The organism is Sphingopyxis sp. GC21 (assembly GCF_025727575.1).
Classification (GTDB): domain Bacteria; phylum Pseudomonadota; class Alphaproteobacteria; order Sphingomonadales; family Sphingomonadaceae; genus Sphingopyxis; species Sphingopyxis terrae_A.
In genome coordinates, this window is sequence record NZ_CP095845.1 from 1531134 (window position 1) to 1554595 (window position 23462).

General features: G+C 64.4%; 28 protein-coding genes. 14 read left to right on the plus strand and 14 right to left on the minus strand.

What is annotated here, in order from left to right; all coding sequences use genetic code 11:
• Positions 1–69: 69 nt before the first annotated feature.
• Entirely contained in the window at positions 70–681 is a 612-nt protein-coding gene (locus MU856_RS07295; protein WP_263588700.1) for a flavodoxin family protein, read from the plus strand.
• Positions 682–788: 107 nt separating this feature from the next.
• On the opposite strand, the gene MU856_RS07300 is transcribed toward MU856_RS07295, so the two are convergent.
• Entirely contained in the window at positions 789–1277 is a 489-nt protein-coding gene (locus tag MU856_RS07300; protein WP_217373477.1) for a GFA family protein, read from the minus strand.
• Positions 1278–1473: 196 nt separating this feature from the next.
• Here MU856_RS07300 and MU856_RS07305 point away from each other — a divergent pair, with 196 nt between their 5' ends.
• Positions 1474–2268, plus strand: a complete 795-nt coding sequence (locus MU856_RS07305) for a class I mannose-6-phosphate isomerase (protein ID WP_217373478.1) — start codon at positions 1474–1476, stop codon at positions 2266–2268.
• Positions 2269–2301: 33 nt separating this feature from the next.
• On the opposite strand, the gene MU856_RS07310 is transcribed toward MU856_RS07305, so the two are convergent.
• Entirely contained in the window at positions 2302–3183 is an 882-nt protein-coding gene (locus MU856_RS07310) for an ROK family protein (protein ID WP_263588701.1), read from the minus strand.
• Positions 3184–3922: 739 nt separating this feature from the next.
• Between MU856_RS07310 and MU856_RS07315 the strand changes: the two genes are divergently transcribed.
• Together MU856_RS07315 and MU856_RS07320 are read left to right on the plus strand one after the other, a co-directional pair.
• Positions 3923–4438 (plus strand): DUF421 domain-containing protein, encoded by a 516-nt coding sequence (locus MU856_RS07315; RefSeq protein WP_263588702.1) that lies wholly within the window; start codon positions 3923–3925, stop codon positions 4436–4438.
• Positions 4435–4812, plus strand: coding sequence for a DUF202 domain-containing protein (locus MU856_RS07320; protein ID WP_263588703.1), 378 nt, complete (start codon positions 4435–4437; stop codon positions 4810–4812). The genes MU856_RS07315 and MU856_RS07320 overlap by 4 nt, the downstream gene beginning before the upstream one ends.
• Before the next feature lie 143 nt (positions 4813–4955).
• Here the strand turns inward: MU856_RS07320 and MU856_RS07325 are convergent, their stop codons facing one another.
• The 6 genes from MU856_RS07325 to MU856_RS07350 all read right to left on the minus strand — a co-directional run bounded on the left by MU856_RS07325 (position 4956) and on the right by MU856_RS07350 (position 10429).
• Entirely contained in the window at positions 4956–6206 is a 1251-nt protein-coding gene (locus MU856_RS07325) for a cation:proton antiporter (RefSeq protein WP_263588704.1), read from the minus strand.
• A 470-nt stretch (positions 6207–6676) separates the two neighbouring features.
• Positions 6677–6934, minus strand: a complete 258-nt coding sequence (locus tag MU856_RS07330; protein WP_217372208.1) for a hypothetical protein — start codon at positions 6932–6934, stop codon at positions 6677–6679.
• 200 nt (positions 6935–7134) lie between these two features.
• The gene (locus MU856_RS07335; RefSeq protein WP_263588705.1) at positions 7135–8115 is read right to left on the minus strand and encodes an NAD(P)/FAD-dependent oxidoreductase; all 981 of its coding nucleotides are present in this window, start codon (positions 8113–8115) and stop codon (positions 7135–7137) included.
• A complete protein-coding gene (locus tag MU856_RS07340; protein ID WP_263588706.1) occupies positions 8112–8807 on the minus strand; it encodes an MgtC/SapB family protein in 696 nt (231 codons plus the stop codon). Before MU856_RS07340 ends, MU856_RS07335 begins: the two co-directional genes overlap by 4 nt.
• The gene (locus tag MU856_RS07345; RefSeq protein ID WP_263588707.1) at positions 8800–9681 is read right to left on the minus strand and encodes an NAD(P)H-hydrate dehydratase; all 882 of its coding nucleotides are present in this window, start codon (positions 9679–9681) and stop codon (positions 8800–8802) included. Before MU856_RS07345 ends, MU856_RS07340 begins: the two co-directional genes overlap by 8 nt.
• Complete coding sequence (locus tag MU856_RS07350) at positions 9674–10429, minus strand: histidine phosphatase family protein (RefSeq protein ID WP_234178918.1); 756 nt, start codon at positions 10427–10429, stop codon at positions 9674–9676. The genes MU856_RS07345 and MU856_RS07350 overlap by 8 nt, the downstream gene beginning before the upstream one ends.
• Positions 10430–10738: 309 nt before the next feature.
• On the opposite strand from MU856_RS07350, the gene MU856_RS07355 reads away from it, so the two are divergent.
• From MU856_RS07355 to MU856_RS07365, 3 genes are all read left to right on the plus strand, one after another.
• Positions 10739–11485: an HAD-IIB family hydrolase gene (locus tag MU856_RS07355; protein ID WP_217372212.1), complete on the plus strand. Its 747-nt coding sequence runs from the start codon at positions 10739–10741 to the stop codon at positions 11483–11485.
• Between the two features lie 231 nt (positions 11486–11716).
• The gene (locus MU856_RS07360; RefSeq protein ID WP_186401954.1) at positions 11717–11860 is read left to right on the plus strand and encodes a hypothetical protein; all 144 of its coding nucleotides are present in this window, start codon (positions 11717–11719) and stop codon (positions 11858–11860) included.
• Positions 11861–12152: 292 nt separating this feature from the next.
• Positions 12153–12731 (plus strand): DUF1989 domain-containing protein, encoded by a 579-nt coding sequence (locus tag MU856_RS07365; protein WP_217373531.1) that lies wholly within the window; start codon positions 12153–12155, stop codon positions 12729–12731.
• 62 nt (positions 12732–12793) lie between these two features.
• Here the strand turns inward: MU856_RS07365 and MU856_RS07370 are convergent, their stop codons facing one another.
• From MU856_RS07370 to MU856_RS07395, 6 genes are all read right to left on the minus strand, one after another.
• Positions 12794–13129 (minus strand): hypothetical protein, encoded by a 336-nt coding sequence (locus tag MU856_RS07370; RefSeq protein ID WP_263588708.1) that lies wholly within the window; start codon positions 13127–13129, stop codon positions 12794–12796.
• A 128-nt stretch (positions 13130–13257) separates the two neighbouring features.
• Positions 13258–14475: a zinc-dependent alcohol dehydrogenase gene (locus tag MU856_RS07375; protein WP_263588709.1), complete on the minus strand. Its 1218-nt coding sequence runs from the start codon at positions 14473–14475 to the stop codon at positions 13258–13260.
• Between the two features lie 27 nt (positions 14476–14502).
• Positions 14503–15174, minus strand: coding sequence for an SRPBCC family protein (locus tag MU856_RS07380; protein ID WP_082819966.1), 672 nt, complete (start codon positions 15172–15174; stop codon positions 14503–14505).
• A gap of 244 nt (positions 15175–15418) precedes the next feature.
• Positions 15419–16054, minus strand: a complete 636-nt coding sequence (locus MU856_RS07385) for a PRC-barrel domain-containing protein (protein ID WP_318153202.1) — start codon at positions 16052–16054, stop codon at positions 15419–15421.
• 213 nt (positions 16055–16267) lie between these two features.
• Positions 16268–16465: a hypothetical protein gene (locus tag MU856_RS07390; protein WP_062902527.1), complete on the minus strand. Its 198-nt coding sequence runs from the start codon at positions 16463–16465 to the stop codon at positions 16268–16270.
• Positions 16462–17211, minus strand: coding sequence for a Crp/Fnr family transcriptional regulator (locus tag MU856_RS07395; RefSeq protein WP_062902528.1), 750 nt, complete (start codon positions 17209–17211; stop codon positions 16462–16464). The genes MU856_RS07390 and MU856_RS07395 overlap by 4 nt, the downstream gene beginning before the upstream one ends.
• Before the next feature lie 334 nt (positions 17212–17545).
• On the opposite strand from MU856_RS07395, the gene MU856_RS07400 reads away from it, so the two are divergent.
• The 7 genes from MU856_RS07400 (at position 17546) to MU856_RS07430 (ending at position 23457) form a co-directional block, all read left to right on the plus strand.
• Positions 17546–19759, plus strand: coding sequence for a catalase (locus MU856_RS07400; protein ID WP_263588960.1), 2214 nt, complete (start codon positions 17546–17548; stop codon positions 19757–19759).
• Between the two features lie 4 nt (positions 19760–19763).
• Positions 19764–20903: a glycosidase gene (locus tag MU856_RS07405; RefSeq protein ID WP_263588710.1), complete on the plus strand. Its 1140-nt coding sequence runs from the start codon at positions 19764–19766 to the stop codon at positions 20901–20903.
• 192 nt (positions 20904–21095) lie between these two features.
• Positions 21096–21383, plus strand: coding sequence for a hypothetical protein (locus tag MU856_RS07410; RefSeq protein WP_263588711.1), 288 nt, complete (start codon positions 21096–21098; stop codon positions 21381–21383).
• Positions 21384–21394: 11 nt separating this feature from the next.
• Complete coding sequence (locus MU856_RS07415; RefSeq protein ID WP_263588712.1) at positions 21395–21724, plus strand: hypothetical protein; 330 nt, start codon at positions 21395–21397, stop codon at positions 21722–21724.
• On the plus strand, positions 21721–22476 hold the full coding sequence (locus MU856_RS07420; protein WP_263588713.1) for an SDR family oxidoreductase: 756 nt from the start codon (positions 21721–21723) through the stop codon (positions 22474–22476). The genes MU856_RS07415 and MU856_RS07420 overlap by 4 nt, the downstream gene beginning before the upstream one ends.
• A 20-nt stretch (positions 22477–22496) precedes the next feature.
• Positions 22497–23075, plus strand: coding sequence for a hemerythrin domain-containing protein (locus MU856_RS07425; RefSeq protein WP_263588714.1), 579 nt, complete (start codon positions 22497–22499; stop codon positions 23073–23075).
• Positions 23076–23196: 121 nt separating this feature from the next.
• On the plus strand, positions 23197–23457 hold the full coding sequence (locus MU856_RS07430; RefSeq protein WP_186401964.1) for a DUF6894 family protein: 261 nt from the start codon (positions 23197–23199) through the stop codon (positions 23455–23457).
• The last annotated feature ends 5 nt before the right edge of the window (positions 23458–23462 follow it).

The window sequence follows — 23462 nt, forward strand, 5'->3', positions numbered from 1 at the left end:
CGCCGACACGACAGGTCGGAACCTCGCCGCCGTCCCGATCATTTCGCCTCGGGAGCCCGAGGAGATGTCATGCCCGATCCGCTCACTGCCACCGCCATCAATTGCACCTTGTCGGCGAAAGGCCGCAAAAGCTCGACCGACGCCATGATCGCGGCGCTCGCCGAGCATTTCGCGAAGCAGGATGTCGTCGTGGGAAAGCCGATCCGTATCGCGGCGCATGACGTCAAATGGGGTGTCTCCTCCGACGAAGGGGACGGCGATGCGTGGCCGCAAATTCGTGAGCAGATCCTCTCGGCCGATATTCTCATCTTCGGGACGCCGATCTGGATGGGCCAGCCTTCCAGTGTTGCGAAGCTCGTCCTCGAACGTATGGACGCGTTCTTCGACGAGACGGACGAGGCGGGCCGCATGCCAAGCTATTCCAAGGTAGCGGTTGCCGCGGTCGTCGGAAATGAAGACGGCGCGCACCATGTGTGCGCAGAGCTTTTCCAGTCGCTCAACGACACCGGCTGGACAATCCCCGCGGTAGCCGGCTGCTATTGGGTCGGCGAGGCGATGGGTTCCACCGACTTCAAGGACCTCGAACATCGCCCACGGATGATCACCAAGACAGCGAGCATGGTCGCGAGCAACGCCGCCCATCTCGCCCGGCTGCTGAGGCGCTCGCCCTATCCCGGCTGAACGATCAGGAAAACACCTATGGGCCGACGCGTGCGCTGCGCCTGATGCAATCGACCGATCGCACGGCCAGCTCGGCCGCCCGGACCCGCAACCGCTCCAATCCCGCGTTAGTCGACCCAAAGGCCTCGCGCCCGGTGCCATTCCTCCAATGCCTCGTCCGGATAGTCTTCGAAGCACTGGTCTTGCGGGCGGATCAGGGGCTCGACCCACGGGGCTTTCGACCCCAGCATCATGTGCACGCTCGACGGAGCCTTAGGGAGGTCGCTGTCGATCGCCGAGGCGAAGGGATGAAAAACGTCCGGGTACTCGGGGCTGAACACCCATAGCGCGCTGGCGCAGAGGGCGCAGAAATGGCGTTCGGCCGAACTCAGCTCGCAGCCGCCGCGCCCGTCGCCGAGGCCGGCATGAAAAACCGCCGTCTCGCCATCGACGGTCAGCGTATTCCTGTCGGCGTGGAGATTGATCGCATATCCCCCGCCGCCGGCGGTCTTCCTGCAGATCGAGCAATAGCAGCGCATGAACGGGACCGGCGCATGACTGTCGGTGGAAAAACGAACCGCTCCACAGCGGCACGAGCCTTCGATCTTCAGGGGCATATCGATATCCTCTCGCCTCGAGAACTTGCGAAACGGGACGGGGTTGCGTTCGATTCGCGCCAACACCAGCGACCGGCGGGTTCAAGTCGATCGCGGTCCGGGTCGCGCGCGAGGGAAGCAGCGGCCCAATGTCGTTGCCCTCAGGCAAATTGCCATGGGCGGCGCAACTGGGCCTCGTTCCGTTCGTTTACATCGAATGACCAGACTGACGCCAATTGCAGTCGAGAAGCCTTGGGGCCGAACAAGCCTGCCGGCACCATTCGACAGGATGCGAGGCCGCCGCATCGGGGAGATATGGTTTCCGGGTCCCGAGGGACAGCGGCTGCCGCTGCTAATCAAATATCTGTTCACGTCGGAGAAGCTCTCGGTTCAGGTGCATCCCTCGGATGCACAGGCCATCGCCCTCGGCCTCCCTGCCGGCAAGGAGGAATGTTGGTACATCCTCGACGCGAAACCCGGGGCGCGGCTCGGCATCGGCGTTCGGACGCGGCTATCGAAGGCGCGCTTGCGCGAGGCCGCGCTTTCGGGTGAGATCGAGACGCTGATGCAATGGCACCTCGCGGAGCCCGGGATGTTGTTCCATATTCCGCCGGGTACTATCCATGCCATCGGGGCGGATATCTCACTCATCGAGATCCAGCAGAACATCGACGTTACTTATCGCCTCTACGACTACGGCCGCCCGCGCGAGCTCCATCTCGCCGAGGGCGTCGATGTCGCCGACCCTTCACCCTACCCGCCGTCGCGTCAAACCTCTGTAGATCCGTCGCGCAGCGATATCCTGCTCCACGCCGAGCACTTTACGCTCGCCCACATTACCGGTGACGACATGTCCTTCATACCGCGTGATGCTTGTCTATACATCGCTCCGATCGAGGGTCGCATTCGCATTGGCGGACAGACAATCAGTGCGGGCGAATGCGCGCTGGCTGCTTCAAACGCAGAAATTGACTTGCGCGATTGCGCGCGCGCACTCGTAGCGTGGTCATGACACCCAAAGCCGGTGGTCGTTCGCTTCCGCCGGTCAACTTTCAGCCCAGGAAGCAGTCCTGCTAATTGCCAGTGCGCCAAGCAGGCCAGAGTCGTTTCCGAGCATGGGGGGAACAATGACCTTTTGCGCATCGCCAGCGAAATAGCCGTTTGATCCGGCGGACGCCTCGTCGCGAATACGCTCGATCAATCCTGGGGTCTCCATCACGCCTCCCCCGAATATGATGCGTGCAGGCTCAAGGATCGCTTGAAAAGTTGTCACCGCTTGCGCGAGGTACCAGGCGATCATCTCGTGACCGACATGATCGGACGGCAAGTGGGACAGAGATCTCCCCCAACGCGCCTTGATCGATGGACCCGCAGCCAGTCCCTCAAGACAGTCGCCGTGAAATGGGCAGTGTCCGGTAAAATCCCTGTCGGCCGGGTGGCGCGGCATGCGAATGTGCCCCATTTCGGGGTGGCTGACGCCGCGGATTAATTGCCCGCCGACTATCGCTCCGCCGCCGATACCGGTTCCGACCGTAAGGTAGAGCGAGGATTGTGTCCCTGCGCCGGCGCCCCACATCCATTCGCTGAGCGCGGCGCCGTTGACGTCCGTATCGATCGCGACGGCACAGCCAAGCGCGCGGCCGAACGGTCCTGCCATATCGGTATTGCTCCAGCCGGACTTGGTGGTCCCGGTGATATGTCCCCATTTCGGCGATGCGGGATCGAGATCAAGCGGGCCGAAGCTCGCAATCCCCGCCGCGCGATAATTACCGCTCTGCTGCCGAAGCCACTCAATCGCCGCCGGGATCACTTCCTGCGGACAGGTGGTTTCGATGCGCGTCCGCGCCAAGATCCGACGTGAGCCATCCGCGACCCCGACGACAAATTTGGTACCTCCCGCCTCGATGAGTGCAAATTTGCCGTCCATGACCTCGGTAATCCCTCTCCCATTCTCTCGTGACCGAAACCGCGACATCGGCCCCGCCCCTCGCCAGCGCCCCGGCCGCTATCGCGGCGGCCCCTTCGGGGCAAACTACGCAGCAGCGCACGTCTCCGGCGCGCAGCACGTCCAGCATATCGCATTTTGCGTCGATCGGATAAGGCGTAAAGCAGCATTAGAAACGCGGACTCGGCGCGACCTCCGCGGCGCCAAGCGCCGCCAGCTGTCCGACGGTGCAGCTTTCGGCCGTGACGGAGCGGTTGCGAGCGACATCTGTTCCGACAGCACCGTGACCTTGGCTTCGGAAAACGCGTCGTCGGGCCCGGAGGCAAGGATATCGTTGATGAGCTGTTTCGCGCCGTCATGCTCGACATAGGCCTCCTTCAAGAGATCGTCGTCGATCTTGCCCTTGGGCGCCGATAAAAGACCTCCTCCTCGATCTGGGCGTGGATCATGAGCTCGGTGCAGATTGTGTCGGCGATTTTGCCTTGCGGTCGGCCCCTTGCGCCTTCTCGAATTCCTCGAACAACGCTTCGACTGCGAGATGATCTGCTGCGAGGATATGGGTGGCGTGGTCGCCCCCTGCACCACGGAGCCAAGTCCAAGGCCTCGACGCGCAAAAATGTGAAACACTGCCAACACCTCGGGGCGCATCCTGGTTTTGTGGCCGACGCGAAACTCTGCCTGCCCCGGGGCATTGGGATAAAGGGGAATTGAGAGGTTTATCATGATCTTTGACACATGGGACGAGGTGTTGCGCGTCTTATTCCTGGGCGCCTCGGCTTATATCGCGCTGATTGCGATATTGCGGTTCAGCGGCAAGCGCACCTTGGCGAAGATGAGCGCGTTTGATCTTGTGGTGACCGTTGCGCTCGGTTCGACCCTCGCCACCATATTGCTAAGCCGCGACGTTGCTCTGGTGGAAGGCGTAACCGCCTTGATGACGCTGGTCGTGCTGCAATATGCGATAGCGGCTCTTGCGGTCCGCTGGCGCTTTGCCGAGCGATTGGCAAAATCGGATCCTGGGACGCTGCTCAAGGACGGCGTGATCGACACCGAAGCCTTAAAGCGCGAACGGGTCACCCGGGATGAAGTCCTTTGCGCTATACGAAGCCAAGGTTTTGGTGACATCGCGGACATTGCGTCCGTGGTACTCGAGACGGATGGTAGCTTCAGCGTCGTGTCCCGCGCGCGCGCTGGCACGCGATCCGCGCTACCAACGGCCGGAAGCCGTTCGAAATGAGCGCGCAAGAGCGAACCGACCTTGCCCAAAATCGCACCGAGCTGGCGGAAGACCGCACGGTGTTGGCGCATGAGCGGAGCTTCGCGGGATGGGTACGCACCGGGATGGCAGCGGTGGGACTTGGACTCGGCTTCAACGCGCTCTTCAGGACGATGGAGCCCAGCTGGATGCCGAAGGCGATCGCCACGAGCTTTCTACTGGCAGCCATTTATGTTTTCGTTTCGGCCGAGCGGCGCGCGCGCACGATCATTGCCAAGCTGGAGCCGCATAATGTGACTGTCTTGAGGCCCATGCGCATCCGGCTACTCGCTTGGGCCTTGACAGCGGCCAGCGCAGCTCTCGTCGCTGCGCTCTGGCTTGCCGCTCTAAAATAAAGCTCGTCGTCCCTTAGCGGATGCTCGAAATGCCCGCTCGCCAGGCCACATCTATACACTTCGCGGTTTGGCCACCGGTCGCAACCACTCTCGCGCAGACCGGCGTATTGCGACGTCGCGCTTTCTTCTACGAAGATCGTCGATCAAGCTTGTCGGCGGCGCACGATATAGTCGACGACGGGACCCGCGGTGAAGCCGTGGACGACGGTCGATAGCAGGATCGTGAGCGCGATTGTCGCCCAGATTTGCCCCTCGTTCACCAGCTCCAAGTGGCTGGCCGCAAAGGCAAGATAGTAGATCGAGCCGATGCCCCGCACTCCATAGAAAGCGATCACGAGCCGATCTGTCCATGGGAGTCCGGTTCGCAGCAGGCTAATCCAGCCGGCCCCGGGGCGCACGATGAACAGCAGCGCAACCGCAATGGCCGCATGCGCCCAGTCGAGTTCGCCGAACAAGCGCGGAAAGGTAGCGCCGATGAGAATGAGGAGCATCGCGGTCAGCGCAAGTTCGATGGCTTCGTTGAAGCCGTGAAGCTCGGCGTGGAATGCGTGTTCCACTTCGACCCGGCGTAGAACGACGCCCGCGACGAAACAGGCGATGAAGCCATAGCCTTCAGCAAGCTCGGTAGCGCCGTAGCAGAGGAGCACTGCAGCGATGGCCAAAACGCCGGACGCTGTGTCGGCGAGAACATTGTCGCGCGGGATAACGAACAGCACGCGCGCCAGACCCCACCCGACCAAAGCACCGCCCGCAACGCCGACGCCGATCCGATACACAACGTCGAGCAGGAGCCATTCGCCCAGCATGGCGGCCGAGAGGCCCGACGTGCCGGCGAGCAACGCAAGATAGACGAACGGGAAGGCAAGCCCGTCGTTCAGGCCCGCTTCAGTCGTGAGAGCAAAGCGCACCGGATGCTCTCCGCCCTCGGTCGGCGGCCCGACCTGAACCTCGCCCGCGAGCACAGGGTCGGTCGGCGCGAGCACCGCGCCTAGGACAAGCGCTCCCGCGAGGGTCATTCCGGCAAAGGCGAATCCCATAACTGTCACCGCGCCAATTGTTAGCGGCATCGCGATCACCAGAAGCCAGATCGTCGGCAGCCACCGCCGATAGTCGGTCACATTGTCGATTCGGATGCCGGTACCGAACAGGGCAACGACGACCGCCATCTCGCTGACCAACTCCCAAAACAGCGGCGCTTCGCGCGGATCGAGGGTTCGCGATAAATCGGGGAGTATCCAGTGGATCGCGATGCCGAACAGAATCATCAGCGCCGACGCCGCCGGCTCGCGCCCGGAGAAGAAGCGGGGAAGCCAGAATGCGGCGATAATACCCGCACCGACAAGCGCCATCGCGAGATGATAGCCGTTAGCACCAAAAAAAGGTTGCTCGTTCATTTATCCCGCGCTGGCATTGAAAAAGAACTGGAAACGATGTGCCGACCAAGACTGTTCCCCAAGATGCGGGCAATTTTTGGTCCTTGCGACCGGTTCGGCCAACCGTCGAAAGCGTCCAGGGGGCCGTGCATGCGAGGGAAAGAATGATGTCGATCGGGGCAAGGGCCGGCGACACGCCGGTCGACAGGACAGGATGGCAGCGCAGTTCATCGGCTTGGATGCGACCAGCGGAGCAAGGCACGACGCGGCGCGCGTGTCGATCTTGACGCCGAGGCTTTTCCGATAAGCCTCGCATCTACTGCGCGCGGGAGCTAGGCTGGCTCAGCCCCGCCCGCGGGAAGTGCCTCTCTTGGCGCCCCTCTCTCAACACCCTTGGCTGTCCGCGTCCCTATCGCTCGTTGCCCGTGCGAGCGCGCGGCGCGACGCTCCTTCGCCCTCACCACCTTGGCGGCGCCAGATAAAGCGTGCTTTCAGCCTGCTGCCGTCGGCGGATGAAATGATGGCGGCGCGTTCGCACTATCTGGCGCGGCGCCGTGGAGCTTCCAGAGATTGGCTTCGGTCTTGCTCATCCGGACCAGGAGCTTCTCGCCATCCCACAGTTCGACTTCGCTGCTCCCACGTTCGTTGAGCGCAGCCTGAAACGCCTGATAGGGATCGTCGGCCCGGAATTCGATGCGGCGCGGGTCCGCTTCGCCGCCTTCGAGCAGCACGAGTTGGTAGTGGCGCATATCAGTTCCTTCCCGCCGTGAGCGAGCGCGACCCTGCTCCCGGCACAACGCACCGGCAAAGGAACGCGAAAATATGGCGCGCGGCAATCTGCCGAAATCAAGGGATGCGGACCATAGTGGCTCCGACGTCGAGCCTCACTAGCAGATTTGGGCGGTGCTAACGAGAAATTCGTGTTGATCGAGATCAACCGGCGCAGCTTTCAGCGCTGATCTGCCATGGCATGGCCTTCGCCTTCCCGCAGCCAGTTGTGAAGCCGCGTGGCCGCAGCAGCGCCCTGGCCCGTCGCGGTGCTGATCTGGTCGAGCCCAGCGAGCACGTCGCCGGCGCCATAAACGCCGGGCATCAGCGGCTCGGCAAAAGCGTCGGCGGGAAGGCAGCGATTGGCATCGCCGTCGAGCCCCAGCCCTGCGAGCAACTCGCTGCGCGGCTCGGACCCAAGCGCGGGGTAGAGGGTGTCGAAGATCAGCGGCTCGGCCACACCGGCCAGCGCGACCTCGATGCGTCCGCCGCGGTGGGCGAGACGCAGCAACTGGCGCTCCTCGATCCGGACGTCGCTTGCCGCAAGCTCGGCGCGCTGCCCGGAGGTCAGCGCAACGCGCCATTTGGGAATCAGCGTCACATCGTCGCTATATTGCTTGAGGAACATGGCCTCGGCGGCGCCGTGAAGGTCTGAGCCGAGCACCGCGATCCTGCGGCCGCGATGTTCGAACCCGTCGCAGATCGGGCAATAGCGCAGCGCGCCGGTGCGAACGGCTTCGTCATGCTCGCCCTCGGCAAGCATGGCCTCATTGGTGACGACCCCGGTCGCGAGGATCAGCCCACGCACCCTATAGCGGCCGCCGTCCGCCAATACCGCCTCGAAGAGATTGCTCTCCGGGATCCGGGCGAGCCTCTCGACCCGGGCGCGTTCGATGATCGCACCATAACGCTCCCCCTGTTCGGCGAGGCGCGCGACGAGCTCGGCCCCCGATATCCCTTCCGGAAAGCCGGGCACGTTCCAGGCCATCGGCGCGCCGAGCGCACGCGAACGACCGTCGTGAAGCACGCGCACGCGGCGGCGGTAGCGCGCGAGATAAAGCGCCGCCGTAAGTCCCGCCGGCCCAGCGCCGATGACGAGCGCGTCGCAATCTGGTGCCGGGCTCGCGCCGCCCCCCGGGCTGGTGCCGCCCGCCGGCGTCATCCCTGCTGCGGCCTGATGCCGAAGGAGACGATGCGATCATCCTCAGTGAGCGCCGCCGCCAGCGCGTCGGCGCGCGTCTCGCGGTAGCCTGAGGCGACCGCGGTAAAACCGGGCGCGCCGCAAGCGCGGCGCTGATCGACGGTGATCGCCTTCAACCCATGGTCGTCGAGAAGGGCTCTGACCTCGTCCGAAGCAATGCTCGTCCCCGCCCGAAAGTCGAGGGTAACATGGGCGATCCGGCGCTGCGGCGCGTGGCGCTCGGTAAAAGTGACCGCCGCGAGCACAAGGAAAGTCGCGGTGCCACCGAAGATCGCCAGCTCGTGGAAGCCGACCCCGAACAAAATACCGAGCGTTGCGGTCATCCAAAGCGATGCCGCGGTTGTGAGGCCGCGGACGTTGAAGCCCTCGCGAAAGATCACCCCGCCGCAAAGAAACCCGATGCCGGTGAGCACGCCATGCGCCATGCGTACCGGATCGATGCGCACGACATCGGTCGGGGTGTCGGTCAGCCATTCCATCTGGTGGACGGCGGAGAGCATCAGCAGGCAGCAGGACAGCGCAACGAGGATATGGGTACGCAGGCCCGCGGGGCTTGCGCGATATTCGCGCTCGCCGCCGATGATCGCGCCGGCGAGCACCGCGCCCACGATCGGCCAGAGCAGGTCGGGGTCGAGCAGGTCGAGTTCAGACACCGCGCATGAGTCCCGGAACCAGCGGCGGAAGTTCACGGGCGAGATAGCCGAGCGCCCCCATGGTTTCGGAGAGGCGCCGGCCCGCTTCGCCATGCAGCCAAATGCCCCATGCCGAGGCCTGCAGGGGCGAGAGACCCTGCGCGCCGAGCCCGGCGACGAGCCCCGCCAATATGTCGCCCGACCCGCTTGCCGCGAGGCCGAGCCCGCCGCCAGCATAAGCGAGGCGGCGCCCCTCCGCGATGAGATGGCTCACCGCGCCTTTCGCCATGACTGCGGCGCCGAAGCGCTCGGCGGCCGCGTTCAGCGCGGCAAGCGGGTCGGCGGCGACAACCTCCTTGTCGATGCCCAGCATAGCGGCGAGTTCTCCCTCGTGCGGCGTGAGCACCGTGTGCGCAGCGCGCGCGCGGATCGCATGGCGATGCTCGGCAGCTGCGCGCAGCGCGAGCGCGTCGAGCAGCACGAACATGTCCTCGGGCAGTGACGACAGCAGGGCTCCCAATAGCGTCCGCACACTCTCGGCATCGCTCATTGCGGGACCGAAGACGATGGCGTCATGAAGTGCCATCTCGGGGAGCAGCAGCTCGGTCGCTCCGGGGGCGATCTCGCCCGCGTCGGTCTCCGGCAGCGCCACCACGGCGCAAGAGGGACAGGCAATGCCGATCGGAACCACCGCCGAGGCTATCGTGCCGATCGTCACCTTGCCCGCACCAGCGCGGAAGGCGGCCTCGGCGGTGAGCAGCATGCCGCCAGGAACGCGGCTCCCGCCGCCGATGACGAGCACCCGGCCTCGGCCATTCTTGTCGACATTGTCCTGATGATCGGGGAGCGGGTTCGCCTTCAGCCAGGCGGTGTCGAGCGGGACCACCTCAGCCACGCGCCGCCACCATCGCATCGGGTTCGCGGGTGATCGGGACGTCATCCGGCGCGGTGACATTGTAACGCGAGAGAACGAGATTGCCGTCGCGGCCCGCATCGGGGTCGAACCGGTATTCGGTGATCGCGCAGTTGGCGACATCGCCCTCGCGGTCGATGGCGAGGATTTCCTCCTCACCGAGATTCTCGATAATGGTACGCAGACAAAGCACGACCACCTGGTGGGCGACGATCATCACCCGTCGCCCGCCATAATGAAGCGAGACCGTGTCGAGCAGGGAGCGCAGCCGCAGGATGACGTCGCACCAGCTCTCGCCGCCCGGCGGGCGGTGATAGAATTTACCCAGCGCCAAGCGGAATTCGGCCTGCTCGGGGTGAACATCCTCGATCCCGAGCCGCGTGAGACCGTCGAGGATACCGAACTCTTTCTCGCGCAGCCGCTCGTCGATGCAAATTTTCTCGTCCCGCGAGCAGCCGCCAACGTTGCGGAAAATCTCGGCAGTCTGCACTGCGCGAACATATGGCGAGGCGAGCATGATTTCGGGGCGGTGATCCCTATCGCCCGCGGCGAACCAGGCGCCGAGTGCGCGCGCCTGTTCCTCGCCGAGCGGCGACAGCGGGACGTCGACGTCGCGGTGGTCAAGCGCGATGCGAAGGTCCCCCGCCGCGTCGGCGGCATCGCGCGCGACGTTGCCGGCGCTCTGGCCGTGGCGTACCACCCAGAGGAGAGACGGCCAGCGCGGTGTCATCGAATAGTCTCGTTCGTCATCGAGACGCTAACGCCTCTGGCGGCGGACTCGTTGCGTGGCTCCTTCCCCTCGCCGCCCCCGGCGATCGGCCCTCATGCGAAGGAGCCCGCACGGCCCGATCGCCGGGTCCGGTCCGGATTGGCCCGGCCCAAGCGTCTCGTTCCGGGCGACGCGAGTCCCGGCCGGGGGCTGCGCGCCGACCGCGGAGCACAGCGCCCTCGGAAAAGGCCGCCGGAACCACGAGCGCCGCCGAGCGATTGTGTGGCTTTGCCCGCTGCGGGCCGGCGGCAGCTTTGAGAGGAGATCATCATGAAGAAACTCGTCGCCTTCGATCTTGACGGCACCCTCGCCGAGAGCAAGCAACCGCTGTCCCACGAGATGGGCGCCGCGCTCGCGCGGCTGCTCGGCGTGGCCGATGTCGCGGTGATCTCGGGCGGCGACTGGCCGCAATTCGACAAGCAGGTCGCGAGCCGCCTACCCGCCCAAGCCGATCGCGCAAGGCTCTGGCTGATGCCGACGACGGGAACGAAACTCTATGTTTACCGTGCGGACGGCTGGACGCCCCTTTACGCGGAGCTTTTCGGCGAGGATGAGAAAGCGCGCATCCTCGCGGCCTTCGATGCGTCGCTCGAAGCGACGGGCTTCGTGCCGCAGGACGTCTGGGGCGAGCGGATCGAGGACCGCGGCAGCCAGATCACCTTCTCCGCGCTAGGACAGAAGGCCCCGATCGAAGCCAAGGAGGTCTGGGATCCGGATTTCGCCAAGCGCCGCGTCATCCAGGCCGATCTGCGTACCCGGCTTCCCGGCCTGTCGATCAACATGGGCGGCGCGACCTCGATCGACATCACGCGCGAGGGGGTCGACAAGGGCTATGGGCTGAAGAAGCTTAGCGCTGCGAGCGGCACTGCGCTCGGAGAAATGATCTTCATCGGTGATGCGATCTTCCCCGGCGGCAACGACTATCCGGCAAAACAGCTCGGACTCGACACGGTGCGCGTACGCGATCCGCAGGAGACGATCGCGGTGATCGAGGGCATCATCGCCTGCCTCGCGTGACTGCACGCTGGAGGATGCCGCAAACGCCCGGCCTGCCCCGCAACCTTTGGCACGGCCGTCCGCCCGTTCTGCTTCCCCCGCCCGGGCGGCGCGCCGAGCCGAAGCTGAAATGAAGGGCCGATCCTCAAAAGCGTATAATCTCGATCAATCGGCGGCGTCGCCGCGCAACAAGCGCAGTGAGCGCAGGGTTTCCGCAGTGGTCCGATCGGGGCCGAGAGGAAAGGATGCGTCATGGCACAGAATGGCAAGAAAGACGGCACGCAGCAGGGCGGTTCGTCGGGCAAGGGCGTCCAGCAGCAGCAGGACGGCAACAAGAGCCAACCGGGCTCGGGAAAGCAGTCAGGCAGCAAGGATCAGGGCAAGCAAAGCCGCTGAGGTGTGCCCCTCCCGCATGCAAGACCGGGCCGCGCCAGTCGCGGTCCGGTCTTACGCGCGCGCGATTGGGGAAACGCGTAAACATTCGCGGCGCAACCCGGAGAAGATCGAGGAGAGACGAGATGAAAATTTGGATCGGAGCCGCTGCGACTGCCGCGCTCTTTGCCGCAAGCGGCGCACCCTGAAAAACACCAAGCCGGCACGTTCCGTCCCACCGGGCGGGCATCCGCCCGGTCGCCTTTTCGGCATCCCCGCCCATATTTCGCCTATCCCTTCCTATATGAGGACCAGAATGACCGAACGGATTCCCCCCCGCAGCGGCGCCGCTTTCCAGCTCGCGAAAGGGGCGACGCTGTGCGTTATCGACCCCGAGGGCGGCCAAGTGAGCGATCTCCTTGCATTCAGCGCCCACGATCCGCGCGAGGTCGTTTCCAACGGTCGCACCTTCGATTATGAAGAGACGATCCGCCTCACTGCCGGAAATCGCCTCTGGTCAAATCGCTCGAACGCGCTGCTCGAGATCGTCGAGGACAGCTGCGGCGTTCATGACTTCCTGCTGACCCCGTGCAGCGAGGCTACCTTCCGTCATTTCTACGCCGACAAGCCCGTTCATCGCGGCTGCTTCGGCAATCTCGCCGAGGCGCTCGCACCCTATGGCATCGATGCCGACGCCATACCGGTCGCGTTCAACCTCTTCATGAATGTGCCGGTCGACGGCGAAGGTAAAATCCGCGTTCTTTCGCCGACGACAAGGGCCGGCGACTTCATCCGCCTGCGCGCGCTCACCGACCTTATCATCGGGCTGACGGCCTGCTCAGCGTATGACAGCTGCGGCGGCAGCTTCAAGCCGATCGACTTTCGGATCGAATGAGAAGACAAGGGCCAGCGAAACGCGGCATTACCGCACTCGCCGCCCCCTCTTTGCCAAACGGCCTAGCGGCTGCCCCCAACAGGGGCGTCTGCGCCCTTTCCGGGCGGCGGCGTATCAGTCTCGGCCGCCCGTCCGCCCCCGCCCTGCGCGTCACTGTCATAATCCTCGGCATTGCCCTTGCCGCCCGCGCCGGCGCCGCTGCCGCTCACCGGACCGCTGCCCGTACTGCGACGATGGCCGCGGTTGGCGGCGCCTGAGACGTCGCCCGCCTGCCGCTCAGCGGCGGGGTAGCGATCGGGGGTGGTCGTCCCGACATTTTCGCGCCGCTCGACGGGCTCCTGGGGGAGCGAGCCGGCGCCGGCGGACGCGCTGCTTTTGCTAGCCTTCGCCTCGGTCATGATTATTTCCTCCTCATGGTCAGGTGCGGGACCGGCGTGTGAGCCCTTTTCCCCGATCCCGATTTGGCGAGCTTGCGATGATGCATATCGCCGGTGGTCGTCTCGCCGGTGAGGTGGCTAGTTTGTGATCAGGCATGTGCCATCTCCAGCCGGGCCTCGATCGCGCCCTTCTTCCATCCTGGTTTGAGGACGATTTTGGTGTAGAGGCCCTGCTCGTCGTGCCAATGCCGGTACATGTCGGAGGCATCCTCGAGCGGGGCATGGTGCGAGATCAGCGAGACCGTATCGAACTTGCCGTCGCGGATCTTGCTGAGAAGGTCCCCGGTATACCGCTGGACATGCGTCTGCCCGCTCTTGATGGTCAGCCCCTTTTCCATGAGCTGCCCGAGCGGGAATTTGTCGGCGAAACCGCCATAGACCCCGGGGATCGAAAGGCGCCCGCCCTTGCGGCAGGCGAGGATCGCCTGGCGCAACGCGTGGATGCGCTCGGTCGACGAGAGCATCTTCACCTTCACCTGGTCCAGAACATTGTCGGCGGTAAAGCCGTGGCTCTCCATGCCGACGCAATCGATGCATGCGTCGGGCCCGACCCCGCCCGTCATCTCGTCGAGCGCCTCGCGGACATCAACCTGCGTGTAATCCAGGATTTCGGCGCCATATTTGCGCGCGAGCGCAAGCCGCGTGGGGAAATGGTCGATCGCGATTACGCGCCCGGCGCCGAGCAGCAGCGCCGATTGGATCGTGAACAGACCGACCGGACCGCAGCCCCATACAGCAACCGTATCCCCCGGCTCGATGTCGGCATTGACCGCCGCCTGCCAGCCAGTCGGCAAGATATCGGAGAGAAAGAGGACATCATCGTCGGCGAGATCGTCCGGGATGACAACCGGACCCACGTCCGAATAGGGGATGCGCACAAATTCGGCCTGCCCGCCGGCATAGCCGCCGGTCAGATGGGCATAGCCGAAGGCGGAGCCCATCGCATGCCCCATCAGCAGTTCAGAGGCATCGCGCGTCTCGACGGGATTGGCATTGTCGCAGGCGCTATATTGCTGCTTCTCGCAGAAAAAACATTGGCCGCAGCTGATCGTGAAAGGCACGACAACGCGTTGGCCGCGCTTCAGCGTCGAGGAAGCGCCGGTTTCGACGACTTCGCCCATGAATTCGTGCCCGACGATGTCTCCCGCGCGCATGCCGGGGATATAGCCGTCGTAAAGATGGAGGTCCGATCCGCAGATCGCGGTCGATGTGACGCGGATGATCGCGTCCCGCGGATTGACGATTTCGGGGTCGGGCACGGTCTCGACGCTGATCTTGTGGCGTCCTTGCCAGGTGACGGCGCGCATGGTTTTCTCCTTCGAATTGGATTCCATTCAGATATGGGGTTCGGTCGCTGCTTCGGAGGCGCGCGCCGAGGGCGAAGCGTTGGTCGTCACCTCGCCGGTTTCCATGAGCTGCTTGAAGCGATGAAGGTCTCGTCGCGCCTGTACCTCGGGTTCGCGCTGAAGCAGCTTCGCTGCGAGGCGCCCAATCTTCCCTGCGGGCGGATCGTAGGCAAGGATCAGGGTCACGAAGGTGCCGCGTCCGTTGGGCGCCTCGGTGAAGCGCACCTCGCCGCTGTTGACGATGTCGGACTCGGGCGTGCTCTGCCAATAGATCGACTCATTTTCGACGCGCTCGGTGATGCGGTTGACCAGCGTCACCTCGCGGCCTGCCGGCGCCTTGATCGTCCACTGCGACACATCGTCGCCAAGCTCGTCGACCGCGACGACATTCTCCATGAATTCAGGGAAGCGCTCGGGCCTCCAGGCCGCGTAAAGTTCGGCGCGCGGGCAGTTGATGAGCACCGACTTGCCGAACAGCGCGCGCGCCGATGGCTTGCCGAGAGTCCAGTGCGGCGCATCGGTTGCAATCGGTGCATCGTCCTGCACCCTTGCCTGCCTGCGGCGCTGCCAGATCGCTGCCCCGGTGGCGAGCAGCGCGATGCCGGCGCCTGCGGCGGCAAGCAAAAAGGGGGAGGACAAAGGTTTTTCGCTTCGGGACATGGTTCATCTCCCGCCCGGGCGCAGCCCGGACGTCTTGAGGGGAGCGGCGGCTGGGGACGCCGCGGGGTGAGGAAGAGCGGCCCCCGCGGGGGCGACAATCGACTGACGCCCGCCCCCCGCAATTGTTCCGGCCCAATGGATAAAATCTGCGAACTGCGCGACATTGCCGCCGAGCGGCCTCGGCCGCCGCTCATCCAGCGCCCGTCGACGCCCGCTGCAGACAGCAGCTGCCGGGCGACAGGAACTAGGTTCCCTGAGCCGCGACATGCGCCCGCTCCGTTGCCGGCACTGCATCGTGTCGCCTGGTCTGCGGCGGGCGCGCAGGCCAGGCCGCGCTGTCCAGCCTGTCGCGTTTTTCGAACTCCGCCGCGCTCATGAGGAGCACGAGCCCATCGGCATGGCACTCAAACAGCGATGCGGGTACCGCGCGCAAGCTCTCGTCGATACCGCCAATGCCGCCCGAGCTCACGACGACGTAGGAGAGACAGCCGCTCTTGCACTCTATCATCGCGTCGACCGTCTTGCCGATTTCTTCGCCGCGGATGTCGCTCACCGGCAAGCCGGCGAGCGCGCTCGCGGCGAATAGCGAGGGTGCGGCGGCGTCGCGGCTTCGTTCCGCGGCACGTCGCGCGCCGTCCTCATATCCGCGCTGGCGGCCGAGCCAGCGCCAGATTCCGACGAGATTGACCATGGTGAGAAAGAGATTGGTCAGGAGCAGATTCGTCTGGCCGGAGGCGAACCCCACCACAGACCAGGCAAGCGAGCCGAGCGTGAAGACGACGAAGCCCGAACCGGTAACGCGCGCGCCGAGGTTGGCGGCGGTCATCATGGCGGCGATCATTGTCGCGGCAGGCGCAATCAGTCCGGCGGTTTCTTCCACAGGCGGCGTCTCCCTCGCGCTACGCCACGCCGGTCGGCGCAGCTGCCAGGAAAACCCGCCGCCGCGGCGCGGCGTTCCCCTGCCGCTCGCCAAAGCAACATCGATCAATGCGATTTCGGCCGCGCGCGGGGAAGGCGAGGCGCCGTGGGACAGGGACGAAGCGTCATCGCCGCGCCGAAAAGCGCGACCGGCTGATCCCCGCGGAGAACGCGCCTAGCTTTGCTCGCCGGTGAGCTGTTCTTCGGCGAGCGCGGCGGCCGCGATGAGACTCTGACCGGTGCCGCGCGCGGCGGCGGCGGTCATCGTCGCGGCGATGCCGTCGGGTCCGTCGAGCATCACGACGCCACGCTCTGCGGTCGCCACGCCGGGCTCGGTTTCGGGACGCGGCGGAGTGGGCAGGTCAGTCGTCATCGTCGAGGCCTTTGGTCATCGGGCGGGGAAGAATCGGGATCGTCAATATATAGATAGGAAGGATCGAACTGCCCGCGGCGCGCCAGCCTTGCCGGATCGAGGATTTCGACTTTGCCATTGCGGAACGTGCATAGCCCCTCTTCGCGGAGATGGCGCACGACCCGGTTCACATGAACCGTGGTGAGACCACAGATCTCGGCGACATCGGCCTGCGTCAACCCGAGCATGAACTCCCGCCCGTCGCTCAGGCCCGCCGACTGGAGCCGGACATTGGTCTCGCAGAAGAAATGCGCGACGCGCCCGATCGCGTCGAGGCGGCCGAGCCGGAAGAGCCAGGCGCGATGGATCGCTGCGTCGAGCAGCGTCGCGAACCAGAGCTTGCGCGTAAGTTCGGGCATTTCCTCGGTAATCGCGTCGAGCGCGACATGCGGGACGATCGCGATCGACACCTGGGTCATCGTCCCGACGTCGTGATCGAGCCTTTTGAGCGGGTAGGCATGGAGGTCGACGAAGTCTCCCGGAAGATGGATGGCAACGAGCTGGCGAAGGCCGTTCCGATCGTCGAGATAGCGCGACATGATGCCCTCGACCAGCAAGGTGCTCTGACCGAGCCAATCGCCGGCGCGCGCGATGATCCTGCGCGCGTCGACTGTTTTCGTTTCGCTGATGGATGCTTCGAGGCGCGCGCGCTCGCCGGCTTCGAGGCGTACCCCGCGACGGTCTCTCAAGAAGCGATCGGTTAACATGACTGACGTTCCCTGTGCGTCCGAAATGCATGGGCGGACCTGCCCAACTGCGATCGTCCGAAAGCCCGGCAAGCGCCCTCAAGGGAAGCGGAATCGTCATGATCGAGGTTAACTGCAAGCCCGGTGCAGCAACTTTCAAATCACGAACTCGTTCCATGCGTGGGATCGGAGGGGCCGACGCGTGCGCCCTCAAGCCCTCCGCGTGCCGCTGCAACCAGACCGAAAAGCGTGATCAGACATGGCCAAAATCCCCGCCCCCGCCCGCAATTCAGTCGGGAAAGCGAAACAGAAGGCGCGCTCCGGACAGGATGCTGCCTCGGTCGCGGGCAAGGATATGGGCGGAGAATCGCCGCGCAAGGCGGCGCTCTTTCCGGCCGATGCGCCGATCACACAAAGCTTTGCGGAGAATCGCGGGAAAGGCGGCGAGACCCACCAGCAAACCGGCGACACCCATGCGCCGCTCACCACGCAACACGGTGTCCCGGTAGCCGACGATCAGAACAGCCTGAAACAGGGCGGACGCGGTCCGACCCTTCTCGAGGATTTCCACTTTCGCGAGAAAATCTTCCATTTCGACCATGAACGCATCCCCGAGCGCGTCGTCCATGCTCGCGGTTATGGGGCGCACGGCTATTTCGAGCTGACCGACAGCCTCGCCGACGTCAGCCGCGCCGACATCTTCCAGCGGGTGGGCGAGCGAACCCCGGCCTTTGTCCGCTTCTCGACCGTCGCGGGTTCGAAGGGCTCGTTCGATCTCGCACGCGACGTGCGGGGTTTCGCCGTCAAACTCTATACGAAGGAAGGCAATTGGGATCTTGTCGGAAACAATATTCCCGTATTCTTCATCCAGGATGCGATGAAGTTCCCCGATCTTGTTCATTCGGTGAAGCCCGAGCCCGACCGCGCCTTTCCGCAGGCGCAGTCGGCGCACGACAATTTCTGGGACTTCGTCAGCCTGATGCCGGAGAGCTTCCACATGATCATGTGGACGATGTCCGACCGCGCGATCCCGCGCTCGTTCCGTACGATGGAGGGCTTCGGGGTCCACACCTTCCGGTTGATCGATGCCAAGGGCAGGTCGACCTTCGTCAAATTCCACTGGAAGCCGAAGCAGGGTTTGCAGTCGGTGTTGTGGAACGAGGCGGTCAAGATCAACGGCGCCGACCCCGATTTCCATCGCCGCGATCTTTGGGATGCCATCCAGAGCGGCGACTTGCCTGAATGGGAGCTCGGGGTGCAGCTTTTCGACGATGCCTTCGCCGACAGTTTCGAGTTCGACGTGCTCGACGCCACCAAACTCATTCCTGAGGAGCAGGTGCCGATCCGCCCGATCGGGCGCCTCGTTCTCGACCGCGTCGTCGACAATTTCTTCGCCGAGACCGAGCAGGTCGCTTTCTGCACCCAGAACATCGTGCCCGGCATCGATTTCTCGAACGATCCGCTGCTTCAGGGCCGCAACTTCTCCTATCTCGACACGCAGATCAAAAGGCTCGGCGGGCCCAATTTCACCCATATCCCGATCAATGCGCCGAAATGCCCGATGGCGCATTTCCAGCAGGACGGACATATGGCGATGCGGAACCCCGTCGGACGCGCCAATTACGAACCGAACAGCTGGGGCCCCACCGCTGGCGGACCGCGCGAGACCCCGGCGCTCGGCTTCACCAGTTTCGCCGACGAGGCCGACGGCGCGAAGCGCCGCATCCGGCCCGAGAGCTTCGCCGATCATTACAGCCAGGCCCGGCAATTCTACATCAGCCAGACGCCGATAGAACAAAAGCATATCGGCGACGCGCTAGTCTTCGAACTCTCCAAGGTCGAACGGCCCGATATCCGCTCAAGGACCGTGTCGCATCTCATCAACATCGACCGCGGCCTTGCGGCAACCGTCGCAGACGGACTAGGACTGCCGCTTCCGGCCCCAGCCAAGGCGGCTAAGAAGCCCCTGACCGACCTTCCCCCTTCCCGGCCGCTCAGTATCCTGCTCAACGGCCCCGCCAGCATCGCCGGCCGCAAGATCGGGATCCTTGCGACCGATGGCGCCGATGCAAAACTTTTCAAGGCGCTGATCAAGGCAGTCGATGCTGCGGGTGCGGTCTGGGAGCTCGTCGCGCCGAAGATCGGCGGCATTATTTTGTCCGATGGAACGAGCATCGCCGGCCGTCACAAAATCGATGGCGGCCCGTCGGTGCTTTTCGACGCGGTGGCGCTGCTTGCCAGCAACGACGGCGCGGAACTCCTTGCCGGCGATGCCGCGGCCAAGGATTTCGTCAGTGACGCCTTCGCGCATTGCAAGTTCATCGGTTACACCGCCGAGGCAGCGCCGCTCTTCGCGGCCGCCGGGATCCAAGACAAGCTTGACGAGGCCTGCATCGCGCTGGCCAAGCCCGGCGATGCCACCATTTTTCTCGACGCCTGCGCCGCGATGCGCCACTGGCCGCGCGAGGCGGAGGTTGACCTCGATGCGAAGCCGAAAGCGGCCAAGCCACCAGCAAAGACCGGCAGCGAGGCACCCGACGCGACAACGGGTTCGAAGGCCTCGCGGTAGCGCGATGCGAGAGGTAGGAGCCGGGACGGGTTTCGCGGTCGACCGGCTCGTTTTCGGTCCCGATGATGTCGACCTGTCGCGCTCGCCGCTCGCGGGGCAACTCGGGCGCGACACCTACGTGCTCGGTGCGTTCAACCCTGGGCTGTTGCGACTGGGCAATGGCAATCTGCTGATGATGGTGCGGGTCGCCGAAGCGCTCCGCCAGCCCGTCGAGAACGGTCATGTCCATTCGATCCGATGGGAAGCTGGCCGCTACATGATCGACGCGTGGCCGCTTGAACTTTGCGATACGGCCGATCCGAGAAAGTTCATGGTGCGCGGCGGCAGCTGGCGCGTCATGGCGCTGACTTCGCTGTCCTGGCTGCTTCCCGTCGAGCTGACCCCCGACGGGCTGGAGGTGGTCGCGGTCCATTATGACAAGGCGGTCGAACCGGGCGCGGACTTTCAATGCTATGGGGTCGAGGACGCCCGCATCAGCCGCGTCGGTCAGCGCTGGCTTATGACGACCTGTTCGGTCAGCCCCGAGCGGCATTCGACAACGCTCTACAGCTCGTCAAACGGCCTCGATTGGACACTCGAGGGTATCGTCCTCGATCATCAGAACAAGGACATGCTGATTTTCGAGGGACTCATCGATGGCCGCTACTGGGCACAGACGCGCCCGCTCGGCGATCTCTATTTCGCCTATCCGCCGGGATCGCCGTGGCGCGCGGGACCTTCGATCAACCTCGCGACGTCGCCCGATGCGCTGCACTGGAAGCCCTATGAGGCACCGGGGATCCGTCCGCACGCCGACACGGTGGCGACCGCGCGGATCGGCGGCGGCACACCGCCCATCCGCACCGATGCGGGATGGCTCACGCTCTGGCACGGGGTCGAACCCAAGGAGCTCGTCGGCATTTACCGCACCTACTGGTCGCTCCTCGATCTCGACGATCCCTCGGTGGTGGTGCGTACCGATCATCGCCCGCTGCTCGAGGCGGCCCCCGAACTCACGCGCCCGCTCGAGGCCAAGCTCTATATTCGCGATGTTGTCTTCACGACCGGCATTGCCGATGGAGGCGACCATTATGTCGTCGCCTCGGGCGAAGCCGATCTTGCCTGCCGCATCACCCATATTCCCAAGACATGTTTCGGTAACTGACCAGCGCGTGAAGACCCGCCGCGACATTCCGTCGGCGCCCGATCTTGTCCTCCGCTGAGATCGAGGCGCCCGCCGCCGGCACCGGAAAATGCGCAACATTTGTTAATCGGCGCATTGCGGCGGCAACTCTCGCGCCGTCCCCCCGTTGCCCTCACAGGCTCCCGGATATTCTCGCAACGATGGAGACAGACCATGGCACACGCAATGACGTCACGCCGGCGCTCGTCGGGGTTTGGAAAACTTCTCAGCGTCGGCGTTCTCGGGGCGCTCTTCTGGTTCACGCGCAAGTCGTCCCGCGCACAGGCGAAGGATGAAGGTCACTCGGCCGCTTTCGCCGATGGTGAGACGCACGCTGAAAATTTCGACCAGACCCGTTCGGCCGGGCCGGACGGCATGCGCGACGGTGTCCGGCGCGAATGGGACCGCGTCGACCAGGCGGCCGACGAGTCCTTCCCGAGCAGTGACCCGCCGGCCTATTGAAGGCAGTGACAATGAGCACCCCTCTTTCGGACGAGTCCGCAGCACCAGCACTTGGCGCCGATCCGGCGGCTCTGCAAAAGTCGACACTCGTGCTGCACTATGACCATGACGGTATCGGCCTGGAGAAGCGCCTCTTCTTCGAGGCCGCGACCCCGGCGGCAGCGCTCGAAATCGCCGCAGGCGAAGCGGCGGGCCGCCATGCGCGCTTATTCGTCGACGGCAGGCCGCTCTGCAGCGTGGTGAAGGCGGACGAGGATCATCCCTTCTGGGTCAGCGCAGCTTCGGCGGGGCGACCGATCTATGCCCCGACCCCCACATCGCTTCCCGAGGATCTGCCATGATCGATGAAGCAGACGCCCATACCCTGGCCCCCGAGATCAAGGGCCGGCGCGCGGTCGTCACGGGAGGTACGACCGGGATCGGCCGCGCTATCGCCATTCTTCTCGCAAGCTACGGCGTGAAGGTCTTTATCTGCGGCCGTACGCCTGAACATCTCCACGATGCGCTGCAACGCATCCGCGAAGTGGGCGATGGCGACGGCATCAATGTCGATCTATCGGTGGCCGAGGACGTCGACCGGTTCTTCGAAAGCGCTAGAGACTATCTGGGCGATATCGACATCGCGGTGATCAACGCCGCGGTGCCGGCGGCAGGGCTAGCCGATGCGAGCGAGAGCGAAGCGCGGTATCAGCTCGAGACCGACTTCACCGCCTATCTTGTCTGTGCGCAGAAAGCGGCGCGCTGCATGTCGGCGGGTAGCGACATCATCGTGATCGGATCGATGACGGCGGTTTCGCGCGGCCCCGGCAGTTCGATCTATGTCGCGGCTAAAAGCGGCATACAGGGCTTCGTTCAGGCGTTTCGCAAGGAACTCGCCGAGCAGGATATCAAGGTCGGGCTTATCGAGCCGGGATTCACCGGCGCCGACTTCCAATATCCCGAATTTCCTCCCGAAAAGCAGAAAGAGCTGATCGGCAAGCATCAGATGCTACGAGCCGAGGACATAGCTGTCTCCGCCCATTTCATGCTCGTCCAGCCGCGGCGCGCCGCGGTCTCGCTGATCCGCGTCGAGACCCGGCTCGACCATCCCTGACATCCCGAAGGAGCCTTCCCATGACCCCCGACATATTCAAGACTATGCGAGGCCCACTCGACAACACCGCGGCCCTACTGGGTGCGGCAGCGGCGGGTTTCGCTGTCGGCCTCGTCGCGAACCTCGGCCGAAAGGCCGCAGTGCAGAGTCTGAAGATGCTCAAGGGCCAGTGGGACGAGGGCCTGAAGGCCGAACACCGACTGACGATAAAGCTCTTCGATGTGCTCGAATCCACTGACGAGAGCGATGCGCGAAAGCGCAAGGCGCTCCTGGTTCAGCTCCAGCATGCGCTCGCGAAACATGCGTTCGAAGAAGAGAATGTCGTCTATCCGGCGATGCGCGACCATGGCCAGATCGTGGAAGCCGACAAGCTTGTCCACGATCATGGCTATGTGAAGCAATATCTGTTCGACCTTTCGGAAATGGATGCCGCCGATCCCGCCTGGATAGCGAAAGTCCGCGAATTTCGCGCCGAGATCGAAGCGCATGTCGAGGAAGAGGAGCAGCGTCTGTTCCCTCGCCTCAAGACGGCGCTGGGCGACAAGGGCAATAAACATGTTACCGCGGTGATGAACAAGGCTGGATTTGCCGCCGCCTGAGCGCCATAGGCGGGCATGAGGCTCGCCGGACCGCCATGTGTCGTGGTGCAGTGACGAAGGTGCGAGGGCCGTAACGAAACCCGAGGCAGACTTGTGAGTTGCCGAAGGTGGGAGAAGTTGGATGCCCCGTTATTATTTCCACAGCAGCAGCGGCCAGCGCGAGCTCGACGATGAAGGCGTCGAGTTATCGGATACGGCCGCGGCACGGGTCGAGGCGGCCCGCTATGCGGGCCATCTGCTTGGCGATAATCCCGAACTCATCAACGATGTGGACACGCTCCGGATAGAAGTGACCGACGAGGACGGCTGCCTTTGCTGCGCGGTCCTGATCGCGTCGGTCGACGCCCGGCGGAAGATCGAGCGTCCCGCACCTCCCAAATAGGCCCG